This is a genomic window from Alcanivorax sp. (assembly GCF_017794965.1).
In the GTDB taxonomy this organism is placed as follows: Bacteria; Pseudomonadota; Gammaproteobacteria; order Pseudomonadales; family Alcanivoracaceae; genus Alcanivorax.
Window position 1 is genome coordinate 319,322 of record NZ_CP051240.1, and the last position, 15,915, is coordinate 335,236.

Here is a 15,915-nt window from a genome sequence, read left to right on the forward strand (position 1 = left end):
GGATTACCAGTTCAATTCTTCGATGGTTTGCTGTTGGTTGGTAAACACGCAGATGTCGCCGGCGATGGTCAGACTCTTCGCGACGATATCCTGGGCTTCCAGCTCGGTGTTATGCAGCAGGGCGGTGGCGGCGGCCTGGGCAAAGGGGCCGCCGGAGCCGATGGCGATCAGGTCATCTTCGGGTTCGATGACATCGCCATTGCCGGTGATGATCAGAGACGCTTCCTTGTCAGCCACGGCCAGCAGGGCCTCCAGGCGACGCAAGGCGCGGTCGGTGCGCCAGTCCTTGGCCAGCTCTACAGCAGCACGGACCAGATGGCCCTGGTGCTTTTCCAGCTGGGCTTCGAAGCGTTCGAACAGGGTGAAGGCGTCAGCGGTGCCGCCGGCAAAACCGGCAATCACCTTGCCGTGGTATAGCCGACGAACCTTGCGGGCATTCCCTTTCATGACGGTATTGCCCAGTGACACCTGGCCGTCACCGCCGATAACAACGCTATTGCCGCGGCGTACGGATACAATCGTGGTCACATCAAACTCCTTTCATGGTGATTCTGCTGATGTGGGGCTTGGGCGGGGGGATTCAAGCGTCGGAAAGCAGTTAATAGTGAATAGTTAACAGTGAATAGCTGCGCGGGTTGGTGTCGTCGGGTCTGAAAGGCTGGTGGCCGCGCTCCGGCGTTGGGTGGATGCCGTTACCCGGAGGTGGAATTTGCTGTGGGAGCTTGCCTGCAAGCGATTCGGCATTGGTTGGAGGCTAATCGCTTGCAGGCAAGCTCCCACAGAGGGGGTGCGTATTGTTTTTGTTGCACGCAAACGTGTTGCGAGTCACGGGTAACGATAAGCAATATTTCCGGTTTTCGAAACTCGTTACTCGCGACTCGCTGCTGTTGCCTTGATGGCCGTCGCGGCTTTGCGTCGGGCGTCAGGCATCCAGCGTCAGGCGGCCTATTTTTTCATCTTGATCGGCAGGGTTTCGATGCCGTTGCTGGCCAGTTGGTCCTGGGCGCGGTGCATGGCATTGAGGTTGTTGTAGGGGCCGATCATGACCCGGTGCCAGCTGTCGCCGCTTTCCAGATCCACGGACTGGATAGAGGCTTCGAAGCCTTTCAGGATCAATTCGGCACGACGACGGTCCGCATCCTCGTTGCGCCGGAAGCTGCCCGCCTGGAGCAGGTATTTTTCATTGCTGTTGCGGGTGCCAGACTCCGTGCTGGTCTGACGCGGGGTGTCCTTGGGCTTGCGAGTGGCCGTATTCCGTGTGCCGGTGTCAGATTCGTTTTGCGGCACAATGACTTCCATCTTCGGCAGCACCGCATAGAAATCGAATTGCGGTGAATCATCCCCGGTTTGGGGCTCCTCCTGCTTTGCCGCCGGTTTCTCTGTCTGCGCTTTCGGCTTGTTGGTGCCGGCGATGGGTTTGCCGCCCTGCTGCAGCTGGGTGTTGCCCAGATGAAACAGGAACGCGATGAAAAGCCCCACCATCAGGCCGGTAAACAGCCATACCCAGCCGGGTACCTGTCGTTGTGCTTTCTTCTTTTTGGCGGGGCTGCGGCTGGCGCCCCGTCGGGTGTTCTTCGCCATGGTCCTTCCTGGGATTGCGTCGGGGTGTCAGTTACATCCGTTCGAGTGGCGTCAGGCCCAGCAGTTCCATGCCCTGTTTCAGGGTGCGGGCAGTCAATGCGGCCAGTTTCAGGCGGCTCTGCTTGAGGGCCTCATCCTCGCTGTTGAGGATCGGGCAGTGCTCGTAGAAGCTGGAGAACAGGCCTGCCAGCTCATACAGGTAAAGGCACAGCAGGTTGGGCAGGCCCTTGTCAGCCACACTCTGCAGGACTTCGCCGAATTGCACCAGTCGTGCAGCCAGCGCTTGTTCTGCCTCTTCCTGAAGCTGGAACGGGCCGCTGACCTGGCTCATGTCCAGCTCGGCCTTGCGGAAGATGCTGGCTACCCGGGTGTAGGCGTAGAGTAGATAGGGTGCCGTGTTGCCCTCAAAGCTGAGCATCTGATCGAAGTTGAAGATGTAATCGCTGCTGCGGTTCTTGGACAGATCCGCATATTTTACTGCGCCAATACCCACGGCACGGGCAATGCTGCGCAGTTCCTCTTCGTCCAGCTGCGGGTTTTTTTCCTTCACCAGCGCATAAGCACGCTCTTCGGCCTCGTTGAGCAGGTCGATGAGCTTGACGGTGCCGCCATCACGGGTCTTGAACGGGCGACCGTCCGGGCCGTTCATGGTGCCAAAGCCCATGTGCGACAGCTCGGTGCTTTCCGGTACGAAGCCGGCCAGCTTGGAGAGACTGAACATCTGCTGGAAGTGCAGGGCCTGGCGTTGGTCTACGAAGTAGAGCATGCGGTCCGCACCCAGGGTGTTGGCGCGGTAGCGCAGGGCGGCTAGATCCGTGGTGGCATAGAGATAGCCCCCATCAGCTTTCTGCACGATGACTGGCAGAGGGTCGCCGTCCTTGTTCTTGTACTCGTCCATGAACACGCACTGGGCACCCTGGTCTTCGCTGAGCAGGCCTTTGGCATCCAGATCGGCGACAACCTGGGACAGGTCGTCGTTGTAGGCGCTTTCACCGCGCACGTCATCAGCGGTCAGGCTGACACCGAGGCGATCGTAAACTGCCTGGCAGTGGCTCAGGGAGACGCTGTTGAACTCGCTCCACAACTTCAGGCATTCCGGGTCATGGGCCTGCAGTTTGACCACCAGGCCGCGGGCGCGGGTGGCGAACTCTTCGGATTCGTCAAAGCGCTGCTTGGCGGCGCGATAGAAGCCTTCCAGGTCGCTCAGTTCGCTGGACAGTTCCGCGGCGCTTTCTTCGTGTTTCTGCTCGTCCAGATAGGCCAGCAGCATGCCGAACTGGGTGCCCCAGTCGCCCACGTGATTCTGGCGTACCACCTTGTGGCCAAGGAATTCCAGGGTGCGCACCACGGCATCACCGATGATGGAGGAGCGCAGATGCCCCACGTGCATTTCCTTGGCCAGGTTGGGGGAAGAGTAATCCACCACCACGGTCTGCGCCTGCTCCGGACGGGCCACGGACAGATGTTCGTCGCCCAGGGCCTGATCCAGCAGACTGTTGAGCCAGTCGCTGGCCTGGAAGAAATTGATGAAGCCGGGGCCGGCGATTTCGGTTTTGGCGATGGCGCTGTCCTGGGGCAGGGCGGCAATCACCTTTTCGGCCAGATCGCGGGGCTTCATGCCGGCAGGCTTGGCCAGCATCAGGGCGATATTGGTAGCGAAATCACCGTGGCTCTTGTCCTTGGTGCGGTCGATTTGCACCGGGCGCTTGGCATCGGCGGGCAGAGTGCCGTCGGCAATCAGGGTGTCGAGGGCGTCTTCAATCAGGGTAATCAGGCGTTCTTTCATGGGGTCCGTCGGGGCCGTTTGACTGGCCGGCGATTGTACGGGAAAAGGGCTGGTTACGCAGCACGCAACACGCATCACGCATCACGCGGGGCTTTGGCGTGTTGCGTGGAGCATGCTGCGTGATGCGTTGTCACAGCATATCAATCGGATCCACATCCACGTGCCAGCGGCACTGGCGGGCCTGGGGCAGGCTGCGGGCGGTGGCCAGAAGGGCGTCCAGGGTCTGGTGTAGCGGGCCGCGCTGGGGGCTTTGCAATAGCAGTTGGGCGCGGTAGCGGCCGGCGCGTTTTTCCATGGGGGCGGGTACCGGGCCAAGCACATTCACCCCGGGGGCGACCTGCTGCACGGCCAGCTCCTGCAGGAAGTTCATGGCCTTGCCCAGGGTCATGGCCTCGCAGCGAAACAGGGCCAGATGACCAAACGGTGGCAGGGCGGCCATGCGCCGCTCTTCCAGCAGGGCACTGGCCAGGGCGGGGTAGTCGCCGCTGGCGGCCAGCTGCAGCAGATGGTGGTCCGGGTGTCGGCTTTGCAGCAGTACCCGGCCCTTGCCTTCCCGGCCGCTGCGGCCGGCCACCTGCAGCAGCAGCTGGGCGGCTTGCTCCGGGCCGCGGAAGTCGGCACTGAGAAAACCGGCGTCCATATCCAGAATGACCGCCAGGGCCAGCTTCGGGAAATGGTGACCCTTGGCAAGCATCTGAGTGCCCACCAGTACGGCCGGTTCCCCCTTGCGGATGGTGGCCAGTTTGGCGTCCAGTTCGCCCTTGCGCCGGGTGGCGTCCCGGTCCACCCGAATGATGGGTACGGGCAGGGACTGTTCCAGCAGTTCAGTGAGCTTTTCGGTACCACTACCGGCTTCATGGATGGCGCTGGAGCCGCAGTCCGGGCAGCGGGCCGGGACGCGCTGTTGGCTGTCGCAGTGATGGCAGCGCAGGCTGTTCTCGCTGCGGTGCCAGGTAAGGAAGCTGTCGCAGCGTTTGCATTCCGCCTGCCAGCCGCAGTCCTGGCAGAGAATCATGGGGGCGTAGCCGCGCCGGTTGATGAACACCAGGGCCTGGTTGCCGTCGTTGACGCATTGCTTGATAGCCTGCAGGGAGGTGGGCAGCAAGGGCTGATTGGGGGGCGCCAGGGTGCCGTCCAGAATCTCGATGTGCGGGCGTTGTTGTTCGGTGGCCCGGCGCGTCAGTTTCAGCCAGCTGAAACGACCGTCGCGGGCCAGCTGCAGGGTTTCCAGGGAAGGGGTTGCGCTGCCCAGCACCACCGGGATGTCCAGCTGTTGGGCGCGCCAGGTGGCCAGGTCGCGGGCATGGTAGCGAAAGCCATCCTGTTGTTTTAGCGAGCCATCGTGGGCTTCGTCGACGATGATCAGGCCGGCTTGATCCAGTGGCGTGAAGATGGCCGAACGTGTACCGATGATGATTCGCGCCTTGCCATCCCGGGCCGCCAGCCAGTTGTCCAGGCGCTCACGGTCGGTGAGGCCGGAGTGCAGGGTGACGACGGGTACGCCGAAGCGTTGGCGAAAGCGTTGTACGGTCTGTGGTGTCAGGCCGATTTCCGGCACCAGTACCAGCACCTGTTTACCGCTGGCCAGTACCGGCGCCATGGCCTGCAGATACACCTCGGTCTTGCCGCTGCCAGTAATGCCATCGAGAAGAAAGGGCGTGAAACCACTGGCATCCTGGATGGCATGAATGGCAGTGCGCTGTTCTCCGTTGGCCGGCAATGGGGGTTCGGCGAGCACTTCCCTCGGGGTCGGCATCGGTGTGTCCAGCAGGATCTGCTCTGCCCATCCCTTGTCACGCAGACTGGCCAGCGCTTGCGGGCTCACTTCCAGAGCGCCCAGCATGGCGCTGCTGAGCCCCTTGGGGTGTTCTCTCAGTACCTGCAGGGCCTGGAGTTGCCGGGGCGCGCGCCGGACCTGATCGTCATGGACGTGCTGGCCGCGCTCGGTCAGCTGCCAGCGTTTTTCCTGGCTGGCTTGCGGGTCGTTACCCTGGCGCAGCAGGGCAGGCAGGGCGTCGCTGAGCACTTCGCCCAGAGGGTAGTGGTAGTAGCGAGAGGCCCTTTCACACAATGCATACAGTTCGGCGGGTATAACTGGAGTGGTGTCGAGAACGGTGTTGATGGCTTTGAGCTTCGGGTAGTCGCTGTTGCCGTGTCCGTGGACCACGCCGATCAGGGTGCGCTGCCCAAATGGTACCTGTACACGGCAGCCCTGTGAGGGCGGTTCACTGCCTTTGTAGAGATAGTCGAACAACCCTGGCAGGGGAACCGGCAGGGCAATTTGCAGTGTGGGTCGGGCTGACACGAGGGTTCCTGGTATCGGGTGGTTCTGGCGGCAACGATGCCGCGGCGCTTGCGGATTGGGGCCAAGCTGCTATGATTCGCCTTCTTTTTTACAGACGCAAGCCGTGTGGTGCCTGTCGGAGAGGCAGGTAGCGACACATACCGGAGCAAGACCATGAAAGCAGAGATCCATCCCGAATACCAGGCAGCTACCTATACCTGTAGCTGTGGCAACGTGATCGAGAGCCGTTCCACCCGTGCGGGTGACATGTCTCTGGACGTATGTTCTGCCTGCCATCCTTTCTACACCGGCAAGCAGAAGCAGGCTGACAGCGGCGGCCAGATCGACAAGTTCAAGCAGCGTTTCGGCGTGATGCGCAGCAAGAAAGGTTAAACACCTCTCTTCGCCACATCATGACCCGCAAAAAGCACCCTCAGGGTGCTTTTTGCTTTATTGACCTTGCGTACACAGTGTATATCCCTCACAGGGACCAGCGGAGACCACCATGTCCGAGGATTTGAAAGCGGCGGCTTTGGAATATCATGCCAAGCCGCGCCCCGGGAAGATCAGTGTTGAGGTGACCAAGCCGGCGGCGACCAGTCGCGACCTGAGTCTGGCCTACAGCCCGGGTGTGGCAGAGCCGGTGCGCGAGATCGCGCGGGAGCCGGAGCTGGCATACCGTTTTACCTCCAAGGGTAACCTGGTGGCGGTGATCAGTGATGGCACGGCCATTCTGGGCCTGGGCAACCTGGGGGCACTGGCCTCCAAGCCGGTGATGGAAGGCAAGGGGATTCTGTTCAAGTTGTTTGCGGGTATCGATGTGTTCGATATCGAGGTGGACTCCGAGGACTCCCAGGCCTTCATCGATACCGTGATGCGCATCCATCGCACCTTTGGTGGCATCAATCTGGAAGATATCCGTGCCCCGGAATGCTTCGAGATCGAGCGGATCCTGAAGGAGCAGTGTGATGTGCCGGTTTTCCACGATGACCAGCACGGTACCGCTATTGTGGTCTGTGCGGGCCTGATCAATGCGTTGGAAATCCAGAAGAAGCGCATCGAGGACATCAAGGTGGTATGCGTGGGCGCAGGTGCGGCGGGCGTAGCGTCGGTACGGCTGCTTATCGAAATGGGCGCACGCAAGGAAAATATCCTGGTGCTGGACCGAAAGGGGGTGATCCACAGCCGCCGTGACGACCTGAACCAGTACAAGGCGGCGCTGGCCAACGATACCAGCAAGCGCACTCTGGATGATGCCATCGAGGGTGCGGATGTGTTCATCGGGGTGTCCGGTCCCGATACGCTGACACCGGAAATGGTCAAGAAGATGGCCGACAAGCCGGTGATCTTTGCACTGGCCAACCCGGATCCGGAAATTCGCCCGGAAGTGGCCAAGGCGGCCCGTGCCGATGCCATTGTGGCCACCGGTCGCTCCGATTTTCCCAATCAGGTGAACAATGTGCTGTGTTTCCCGTACATGTTCCGTGGCGCCCTGGATGTGCGTTCCACCTCGATCAATGAGGAAATGAAGATCGCCGCCGTGCACGCCATTGCTGAGCTGGTACGCACGGCGCCGCCCCAGGAGGTGCTGGATGCCTACGGTGGTGAGCCGCTGACCTTCGGTGCTGACTACATCATCCCCAAGCCCAACGACCCTCGTCTGCTGGGCACGGTGTCGGCAGCAGTGGCCAAGGCGGCGGTGGATAGCGGAGTGGCCCGCAAGGGGTACCCGTCCCACTACCCGCTCAACTCCCTGGACGAGATCTTCCCGGAGTTGTGAGGACGCTGGACGCCTGAGGCCAGACGCCTGACGAAAAAAACCGCCCCGAAGGGCGGTTTTTTTATGCCTTCACGTCCGGCATCGGGCGTCCGGCATCCAGCTTCAGAAAATTTGCTCCGGCGCGTTGTTGCCGCCGGCAAGGCCCAGCGGGGGCTCCAGCTCGGGGAGCTGGTCCTCGATGAAGTACTCGGTGACGCTGTCAGGATTCTGCGGGCGTGCCAGTAGACCATTTTCAGGATTGATGCGGACAGTGGTGATGCCGCGGGGTTGTTCCAGCTGCTGGTCCGGAACCCCTTCCAGGGCCGGGCCCATGTAGCTCATCCATATAGGCAGTGCCGCCTTGCCGCCATATTCTCCCCAGCCCAGAGTGGTGGGATTGTCAAAACCGACCCATACCGTGGCCACCAGTGCCGGGGAGTAGCCGGAGAACCAGGCATCCACCTGGTCATTGGTGGTCCCGGTCTTGCCGGCCAGGTCGCGCCGGCCCAGCGAGTTAGCCATATGGCCGGTGCCGCGACGTACCACGTCCTGAAGCATGGAGTTCATCAGCCAGGCAATGCGTGCATCCAGTACCCGCGGTGCCATTACCGGGGGCGGCTGGACAGGGAGGACTTCGCTGTTGGCATCCTCTGTGTTCTCAGGGGCGTCGCTGTGAAGAACCTGGGCAAGTGAGGGCGGAGCCTCCACTGGGGCCAGAGTCACGTTGCCGTCATCGGCTTCCTGGCACTGGCTTCTCTCGCACAGGACAACGTCCGGTGCCTTCCACAGCACATCCCCGTTTTCCTTTTCGATGCGCAGGATGCCCCAGGGTGAAACCCGGTAACCCCCGTTGGCAAAGATGCTGTACGCCGTGGCGATTTCCATGGGGGTCACGCTGGCGCTGCCCAGTGCCAGCGACAAGTCGCGCTGGAAGGTGTCGGCGGGCAGGCCGAACCGATCCAGTGTGCCCATGGCCTGGCTGATGCCGATCTGGCGCAGGATACGGATGGAGACCAGGTTCAGGGAGCGGTAAAGGGCCTCGCGCATGCGGGTGGGGCCATAAAACTTGCCGCTGGCGCCGGTGGGCCGCCAGGCGGTTTCCAGTTTCTCGTCGTCGAACACCACCGGTGCGTCGTTGATAATGGAGGCCGGTGTGAAGCCATTTTCCAGGGCAGAGGTGTACACGAAGGGTTTGAATACCGAGCCAGCCTGGCGTTTGCTCTGCACTGCCCGGTTGAAATTGGAAACGGAAAAGCTGTAACCGCCCTGCATGGCTTCAATGGCACCGTTGTGCGGGTCCAGAGAAACCAGTGCAGACTGGGCGCGGGGGAGCTGGGACAGGCGCCAGCGGCGCTCCTCCTTGCTGCCGACGGGGCGAACGTAGATGACATGTCCGGGGGCAATTACCTGGCTTGCCCGGGTTGGCTCATCACCAACATATTTGTCATTGATGAACGGGCGGGCCCAGCGAATGTCGTCCCAGTCCAGTTGGGCACGCTTGCCGTCACGGAACAGTAATTCTGCCTGTTTTTCCGCCACGGTGGTCACGATGGCGGGGGTGAGCGGGCCGATGCGGGAGCGGTCCTTGATCTTGTCTGCCCAGGCGGCAATGTTCGGGTCCAGACCGGTAATGGTCTTTTTCAGCTCGGCCTCGTCTTCGCTGGAGGGAGGTGTTTCCTGTTCAGGCGCGGCTTCCGTGCTGGCGGCAGTGAGTGCCGGCAGTTCGGGCAGCTCACTGGTGTCCAGTTCGGCCAGTGGGCCACGATAGCCGTGGCGCTCATCGTAGCTGTGCAGCCCCTCACGCAGAGCGGAGACGGCACTGGCCTGGCGAGCGCTGTCCAGGGTGGTCACGATGCGGATGCCGGCAGTGTAGAGATCGTCGTCAAGCAACTCCATGGCTTGCAGGCGCACCATCTCGGCAAAGTAGGCGCCGTCCACTTCCGGTTTTGCGGCATGGAAACGGGCGGTGACCGGGGCCTGCTGGGCGGCAAGCCGTTCTTCCTGGGTGAGTGCGCCGGTTTCTTCCATGCGCAGCAGGATCCAGTTGCGTCGAACCAGGGCGCGCTCCGGGTTGGTGATCGGATTGTAGGCGGATGGTGCCTTCGGCAGGCCGGCAATCATGGCCAGCTGGGCGACGCTCAGCTCACTGATGGACTGGCCGTAGTAGACCTGCGCGGCGGCCTCGGCGCCGTAGGCACGGTGGCCGAGGTAGATCTTGTTGAGGTACAGCTCGAGGATTTCTTCCTTGCTGAGTACCCGCTCGATCTGGATGGCGAGCACGATTTCGTTGAATTTGCGCAGAAATCGCTGTTCCCTGCCTAGGAAAAAGTTACGAGCAACCTGCATGGTGATGGTGGAGCCGCCGGAGCGGATCTCACGGTAGCGGGCCAGTTCCACGGCCGCGCGCAGCAGCCCTTTCAGGTCTACGCCGTTGTGGCTGAAGAAGCGCTCGTCTTCTGCGGCAAGGATGGCTTGCACCAGCGACTCAGGCAGTTGGTCATAGGAAACCGGTTGCCGTCGCTTTTCGCCATACTCTGAAATAAGCTTCATATCCCGGCTGTAAATGCGCAGCGGGATCTGGTATTCCACCTCGCGAATCTGGTTGGCAGGCGGGAGCTGCGGCGCCAGATAGAGGTAGCTGGCGGCGAGAACAAGGAGGCCGCCGCCCGCGCCAGCCGTGGCGAGGAGGAGGAGGAATCGGGTCCAGGTGGGTAAACGCATGTTTTCGGCAACTACTGGCTTGGATCGGTAGAAAGGCCTAGCCGGCCCGTGAAGTGGATCATTATATGGTGGAAAGGTTGTTGTGATCTAATATCTGTTCTGCTATTACTTACACCTAAAGTAATTCGACATAAAAAACCTGTAAGTGTATCTTTAGCAAGAAAAAACACTTCAATAATAACCAGACGGGACGACGACAGTGCTGCCTTTCCTCAGAAAAAAGGCCCAGACACTACTGGGGATCGACATCAGTTCTACCGCAGTCAAGCTGCTGGAACTGTCCAAATCCGGTGGCCGTTACAAGGTCGAGAGCTACGGGGTTGAGCCCCTGCCGGCCAATGCGGTTGTCGAGAAAAATATTACCGATGTTGAAGGGGTTGGCGACGCCATTGCTCGATTGGTCAGTCGTGCCCGCCCGGGGGTAAAGACCTGTGCTGTGGCCGTTTCCGGCTCGGCAGTTATCACCAAGCTGATCGAACAGGATGCCTCACTGAGTGAGGATGACCTGGAAGCTCAGCTCAAGGCGGAGGCCGACCAGTATATTCCCTATCCCATGGATGAGGTCCGTATGGACTTCCAGGTCATCGGGCCGGTGGAAGGGAATGAGGAGCGTGTGGAAGTGCTGGTCGCCGCGTCGCGCACCGAGAATGTGGAAATGCGCACCGATGCGGTGGAAATCGGTGGCCTGCAGGCCAAAGCCGTGGACGTGGAAGCCTATGCCATGGAACGAGCCTTCCAGCTGGTGCGGCCCAGTCTGCCCAATGCGGATGAGCTCGATACGGTAGCCGTTTTCGATATCGGCGCCACCATGACCACGCTGAATGTGTTCCATCAGGGGCGCAGCGTCTATACCCGTGAGCAGCTGTTCGGGGGCAAGCAGCTGACCGAAGAGATCCAGCGTCGCTATGGCATTTCCATGGAAGAGGCCGGTTTGGCAAAGAAAACCGGTGAGCTCCCGGATGATTATGAAAGTGAGGTGCTGCAACCGTTCAAGGATGCGGTGGTTCAACAGGTGAATCGCTCCCTGCAGTTCTTCTATGGTTCTACCCAGTTCAACGAAGTGGATTACATCCTGTTGGCAGGGGGGTCTGCATCAATTGCAGAGCTGGATGATCTGGTCCAGGAAAAAGTGGGGGCCAGCTGTTCTGTGGCCAATCCGTTCAGTGACATGGCGTTGGCCAATAAAGTAAGTGCCTCTGCCATTGCCAATGATGCCCCGGCATTGATGATTGCCTGCGGCTTGGCGCTGAGGAGCTTTGAGCAATGACAACAACAATTAACCTGTTGCCGTGGCGTGAAGAGCGCCGCAAGCAGCAACAACAGGAATTCATCGTCCTGCTGGTGGTGGCAGCCGTGGTGGGCGGTCTGCTGTTCTGGTTGTGGCAGGGGAGTGTTGATCAGCAAATCGCAGACCAGCGCGCCAGGAACAGTCATATTCAGGCCAAGACCGCCGAGCTGGACGAGAAAATCAAGGAAATCAAGGAGCTCAAAGAGCGCCGGGCAGAACTGGTGGCTCGTATGGAGGTGATTCAAAGTCTCCAGGGCAACCGGCCTTCCATTGTCTATGTGTTTGACCAGCTGGTGAAAACCCTTCCGGATGGCGTCTATTACAACGAAATCAAGCGTGAGGGGGATCTGTTCACCATTGTGGGGCTGGCCGAAAGCAATAACCGGATTTCCCGTTTGATGCGCAATCTGGACCAGTCTGACTGGTTTGAAGGGGCCAACCTCCTCAATGTCAGCGCCGGAAACGACGGTACGGAAGTGAACAGCTTTACGCTGACTGTGAAACAGGCTTCCCGCTCAGGCCAGGAGGAAGAAGAAAAATGAATGCCTCTGAGTTGAAGAACATGGATCTGAGGGAGCTGGTCGATCAGGTCAATTCCCTGGATTTCGAGAATGTGGGCGGCTGGCCGACACCGGTCAAGATTGTCAGTGCGGTGTTGGTGCTGGCGTTGGTGGTCGGGCTTGGTTATTTCTTCGTGATTAAGGACATGCACAGCCAGCTGGAACAACAGCGGGCGGAAGAACAGACCTTGCTGACCTCGTTCGAGAAGAAGGCCTTTGAAGCGCATAACCTGGACCAGTACCGCAAGCAGATGGCGGAAATGGAACAGACCTTCGGGGCGCTCCTCAAGCAGTTACCCAAAGATACCGAGGTGCCGGGGCTGTTGGAGGATATTACCCATACCGGTCTGGGTAGCAGTCTTGAGTTCGAGGAAATTGTTCTCAAGAAAGAAGTGAAAAAAGAGTTCTACATCGAGCTGCCCATACAGATCAGGGCGATTGGGGATTATCACAGTTTTGGTTCATTCGTGTCTGGTGTGGCGGCGTTGCCGCGGATTGTGACACTGCACGACTACACCGTATCCCGCCCGGCCAAGAACGAATCACTGGCCTCTCTTGGCCTGCTGTTTCTTGATATCACGGCCAAGACGTATCGCTATTCGAGTGATGACGGTGGCGGCGGTAAATCCCGGAAAGCCGGTAAAGGCAAGAGAAAGTAGGGGGCATGATGAATAAGATACTGATACTACCCGTTATGCTTCTTGCGCTTTTCTCGCTGGGAGGCTGTAGTTCAGGCGCGAATCTGGGTGAGCTGGATGCGCGGCTGCAAGAGATCAAGGCGCGTCCGCGTGGTCGCATTGAGCCGCCGCCGGAGTTCAAGCCGGTGGCCTCCTATGCCTATTCGGCGCACAAGTTGCGTTCACCGTTCAGTCCGCCGGTGGATCAGCAGCTGATCGCTGTGCCGGATGGCCGCAAGGTGGAGCCTGACCTGGGCAGGCCCAAGGAGTACCTGGAGCGCTTCGCGCTGGATGCGCTGAAAATGGTAGGGACTATTGCCCGTCCCGGTGAGCCGTTGCAGGCATTGATTGCCGATCCTTCCGGTGCCGTAACGCGGGTGCGTCCGGGAAGTTATATGGGGAAAAACTTCGGAAAGGTCAGACAGGTGTCCGAAGCCAGAGTAAGTCTTGTCGAGGTCGTTCCGGATGGTCGTGACGGCTGGGTAGAACGTGCCAGTAACGTTTCAATCACCGAATAACAGTCGCTGGGGATCCAGTTATGAAAACTATAAAGATGAAGAAAAACATTAGCGCTTCCCGGCGTCTGGTAGGGGTGGCCCTGGCCGGCATGCTGGGTGCCCTCAGTTCGATTTCTGCGGCGGCTACCCTGAAATCGATTGAAGCAAACGCCTTGTCCGGGGATGCCATGGAGGTACGCCTCAAGTTTGACGGAGGTGTGCCGGAGTCCAAGGGTTACAGTATCGAGCAGCCGGCAAGAATTGCACTGGATCTGCTGGGGGCAGATACGGATGTGTCCGGCAAGCGTCAGAATCTTGGTACGGGCAATGCCCGTAGCGTGACCATTGTCGAAGCGAAAGATCGCACCCGCTTGATCTTCAATCTGGACTCGTTGACCGGTTACACCACTGAAGTGGATGGCGATTCCCTGGTGGTGATGCTGGGTGGCGAGCAGTCCGAAAGGGCCGCTACCGCTGCGACGGCAGCTGCGGGAGAGTCCGCGGTCAAGGGTGTCGATTTCCGCCGGGGTGAGGAAGGCGAGGGGCGCGTCATCGTTGATCTCTCCAAGGCGTCCATTCCTGTTGACGTACAGGAAGAGGGTGGGCGTATCGTTGCCCGCTTCGTTGGGGCTGGCGTGTCAGATGATCTGATCCGCAAGCTGGATGTAACGGATTTCGCAACACCGGTGCAGATGGTGGATGTGAAAGTGTCCGATGGCAGTACCATCATCGAGATTGAGCCTACCGGGGTGTGGGAATATCTGGCTTACCAGGCGGATAACAAGTTCAGCATCAATGTTAAACCGGTTACCCGTGCTGAAGCAGAGCGCAAGAAGAAGGATGCCTTTGAATACACTGGCGAAAAGCTGTCCCTGAACTTCCAGGATATCGAGGTGCGTTCTGTACTGCAGCTGATTGCTGACTTTACCGGGTTGAACCTGGTGGCGTCCGATACCGTCGATGGCCGTATTACCCTGCGTTTGCAGAACGTACCCTGGGATCAGGCGCTGGAGCTGATTCTGAAGACCAAGGGGCTGGACAAGCGCCAGGTGGGTAACGTGCTGCTGGTGGCGCCGGCAGATGAGATCGCTGCCCGCGAACAGTTGGAGCTGGAAAGCCAGAAAAAAATCGAGGCGCTGGCGCCGCTGCGTACCCAATACATCAATATCAACTATGCCAATGCCAGTGAGCTGAAAGGCTTGATCAGCAATGCTGGTGGCAAGGGTGATGCGCTGGTTTCCGAGCGCGGTTCCGTTGTGGTTGATCAGCGAACCAATACGCTGATCATTCAGGATACGGCCGCCAAGCTTCAGGATATTCGTGATCTGATCGAGCAGCTGGATGTGCCGGTGCAGCAGGTGCTGATTGAAGCGCGTGTTGTGGTGGCCACCAATGATATCTCTGACGAATTCGGTGTGCGTTGGGGTGGTCTGGGTTTTGATGCTGAAAGCATGTTGCAGGACAAGCGGACCTATGGGTTCTCCGGCCGCCTGCAATCCATCCGTAACCTGCACCAGACCAACGTGGATGCCACTATTGCTGGTGGTAACACGCCGCTTGATCCCGATGATGTGGATTTCGGTCCGGATGATTTCGAATTTGAAGAGATCGAGAACGGTGATGATCTGATCGTGGATCTGGGTGTGGATTCTGCTGATGCTTCCCGGTTTGCGGTTGGCTTTACCTCGCTGGCATCCGGCCTGATCGAACTGGAGCTGTCCGCCCTTGAAGCCGAAGGTCATGGTGAGCTGGTGGCAACGCCGAAAGTGCTTACCGCAGACCAGCAGCCAGCGGTGATTGCGTCTGGTCAGCAAGTGCCGTTTGAGACCGCAACCAATGCTGGCGCCACTGCCATCGACTTCGTGGAAGCGGAGCTGCGCCTTGAGGTGACCCCGCACATTACGCCGGATGGCAATATCATCATGGCGCTGAAGGTGAACAATGACTCCTTCAGTTCAGACGGTTCTGCGGCCATCGATACCAACCGTGTAGAGACGTCGGTGCTGGTAAATGATGGCGAGACCGTGGTGCTTGGTGGTATCTTCCAGCAGGAAAAGATCAACGCGGTTACCAAGACCCCTTTCCTGGGTGACCTGCCGTGGATCGGAAATCTGTTCAAGAAGACCGTCAAGCGTGACAGCAAGCAGGAACTGCTGATTTTCATTACGCCGCGCTTGATGAAGGATGCGTTGGCAACTCGGTGATAGAAAATAGTAACCCTTCCTTGATACTGGTCGGCCCCATGGGTGCAGGAAAAAGCACCCTGGGCCGACACCTTTCCCAGATTCTGGATTATCCCTTCTACGACTCAGACCGGGTCATCGAGGAAAAAACCGGTGCCGATATTCCGTGGATTTTCGACATGGAAGGCGAAGCCGGTTTTCGCCGTCGAGAGCATGAGGTCATTGAGGAGTTGACGGCCCTGCAGGGTATCGTGCTGGCAACCGGGGGTGGTGTGGTTGTCACGCCGGAAAACCGGCAACTGCTTCATGATCGAGGTTGCGTGGTTTATTTGTGGACACCGGTGGAGGTGCAGTTGGCCCGCACCCGTAATGATCGTAACCGGCCTCTGCTTCAGACTGCTGATCCGCAGGCCCGACTGGAGGCGCTGTTTACCGAGCGTGATCCGCTCTATCGGGAGGTGGCGCATCATGTGGTTTCCACCGCGTCCGGCAACCTCAAGAAAGTGGCGGATGATGTGTTGGCTTGTTTGGCGTCTCACCGGCAAGGATAATGTCTGCTTCCGGGCGTTGACAGCCTGA

At 59.4% G+C, this 15,915-nt stretch carries 13 protein-coding genes; 8 read left to right on the plus strand and 5 right to left on the minus strand.

Annotated features, from left to right (window positions below):
• Positions 1–3: 3 nt before the first annotated feature.
• From hslV to HF945_RS01545, 4 genes are all read right to left on the minus strand, one after another.
• Positions 4–528, minus strand: a complete 525-nt coding sequence (gene hslV, locus HF945_RS01530) for an ATP-dependent protease subunit HslV (RefSeq protein WP_290524033.1) — start codon at positions 526–528, stop codon at positions 4–6.
• Between the two features lie 417 nt (positions 529–945).
• A complete protein-coding gene (locus HF945_RS01535) occupies positions 946–1,581 on the minus strand; it encodes an SPOR domain-containing protein (RefSeq protein WP_290524034.1) in 636 nt (211 codons plus the stop codon).
• 31 nt (positions 1,582–1,612) lie between these two features.
• Entirely contained in the window at positions 1,613–3,367 is a 1,755-nt protein-coding gene (gene argS, locus HF945_RS01540) for an arginine--tRNA ligase (protein ID WP_290524035.1), read from the minus strand.
• 130 nt (positions 3,368–3,497) lie between these two features.
• Complete coding sequence (locus HF945_RS01545; RefSeq protein WP_290524036.1) at positions 3,498–5,672, minus strand: primosomal protein N'; 2,175 nt, start codon at positions 5,670–5,672, stop codon at positions 3,498–3,500.
• A 153-nt stretch (positions 5,673–5,825) separates the two neighbouring features.
• Between HF945_RS01545 and rpmE the strand changes: the two genes are divergently transcribed.
• Together rpmE and HF945_RS01555 are read left to right on the plus strand one after the other, a co-directional pair.
• Positions 5,826–6,044, plus strand: coding sequence for a 50S ribosomal protein L31 (gene rpmE, locus HF945_RS01550; RefSeq protein ID WP_290524037.1), 219 nt, complete (start codon positions 5,826–5,828; stop codon positions 6,042–6,044).
• Between the two features lie 112 nt (positions 6,045–6,156).
• Positions 6,157–7,431, plus strand: a complete 1,275-nt coding sequence (locus tag HF945_RS01555) for a malic enzyme-like NAD(P)-binding protein (protein ID WP_290524038.1) — start codon at positions 6,157–6,159, stop codon at positions 7,429–7,431.
• Between the two features lie 102 nt (positions 7,432–7,533).
• On the opposite strand, the gene HF945_RS01560 is transcribed toward HF945_RS01555, so the two are convergent.
• Positions 7,534–10,131, minus strand: a complete 2,598-nt coding sequence (locus HF945_RS01560) for a penicillin-binding protein 1A (protein WP_290524039.1) — start codon at positions 10,129–10,131, stop codon at positions 7,534–7,536.
• Between the two features lie 199 nt (positions 10,132–10,330).
• Between HF945_RS01560 and HF945_RS01565 the strand changes: the two genes are divergently transcribed.
• The 6 genes from HF945_RS01565 to aroK are packed head-to-tail and all read left to right on the plus strand — an operon-like array spanning position 10,331 to position 15,887.
• Positions 10,331–11,398 (plus strand): pilus assembly protein PilM, encoded by a 1,068-nt coding sequence (locus HF945_RS01565; protein WP_290524040.1) that lies wholly within the window; start codon positions 10,331–10,333, stop codon positions 11,396–11,398.
• Positions 11,395–11,961, plus strand: a complete 567-nt coding sequence (locus HF945_RS01570; protein ID WP_290524041.1) for a PilN domain-containing protein — start codon at positions 11,395–11,397, stop codon at positions 11,959–11,961. The genes HF945_RS01565 and HF945_RS01570 overlap by 4 nt, the downstream gene beginning before the upstream one ends.
• The gene (locus HF945_RS01575) at positions 11,958–12,638 is read left to right on the plus strand and encodes a type 4a pilus biogenesis protein PilO (RefSeq protein ID WP_290524042.1); all 681 of its coding nucleotides are present in this window, start codon (positions 11,958–11,960) and stop codon (positions 12,636–12,638) included. Before HF945_RS01570 ends, HF945_RS01575 begins: the two co-directional genes overlap by 4 nt.
• Positions 12,639–12,643: 5 nt before the next feature.
• Positions 12,644–13,174, plus strand: coding sequence for a pilus assembly protein PilP (locus HF945_RS01580; protein ID WP_290524043.1), 531 nt, complete (start codon positions 12,644–12,646; stop codon positions 13,172–13,174).
• Between the two features lie 20 nt (positions 13,175–13,194).
• Entirely contained in the window at positions 13,195–15,357 is a 2,163-nt protein-coding gene (locus HF945_RS01585; RefSeq protein ID WP_290524044.1) for a type IV pilus secretin PilQ family protein, read from the plus strand.
• Positions 15,354–15,887: a shikimate kinase AroK gene (aroK, locus tag HF945_RS01590; RefSeq protein ID WP_366492402.1), complete on the plus strand. Its 534-nt coding sequence runs from the start codon at positions 15,354–15,356 to the stop codon at positions 15,885–15,887. The genes HF945_RS01585 and aroK overlap by 4 nt, the downstream gene beginning before the upstream one ends.
• The last annotated feature ends 28 nt before the right edge of the window (positions 15,888–15,915 follow it).

Bases quoted from the DNA above. Each gene is read 5' to 3' on its own strand.
- HF945_RS01580 (WP_290524043.1), top strand. From the start codon at position 12,644: ATGATGAATAAGATACTGATACTACCCGTTATGCTTCTTGCGCTTTTC.
- HF945_RS01535 (WP_290524034.1), bottom strand. From the start codon at position 1,581: ATGGCGAAGAACACCCGACGGGGCGCCAGCCGCAGCCCCGCCAAAAAG.
- HF945_RS01575 (WP_290524042.1), top strand. From the start codon at position 11,958: ATGAATGCCTCTGAGTTGAAGAACATGGATCTGAGGGAGCTGGTCGAT.
- HF945_RS01560 (WP_290524039.1), bottom strand. From the start codon at position 10,131: ATGCGTTTACCCACCTGGACCCGATTCCTCCTCCTCCTCGCCACGGCT.
- HF945_RS01585 (WP_290524044.1), top strand. From the start codon at position 13,195: ATGAAAACTATAAAGATGAAGAAAAACATTAGCGCTTCCCGGCGTCTG.
- argS (WP_290524035.1), bottom strand. From the start codon at position 3,367: ATGAAAGAACGCCTGATTACCCTGATTGAAGACGCCCTCGACACCCTG.
- rpmE (WP_290524037.1), top strand. From the start codon at position 5,826: ATGAAAGCAGAGATCCATCCCGAATACCAGGCAGCTACCTATACCTGT.
- HF945_RS01570 (WP_290524041.1), top strand. From the start codon at position 11,395: ATGACAACAACAATTAACCTGTTGCCGTGGCGTGAAGAGCGCCGCAAG.
- HF945_RS01555 (WP_290524038.1), top strand. From the start codon at position 6,157: ATGTCCGAGGATTTGAAAGCGGCGGCTTTGGAATATCATGCCAAGCCG.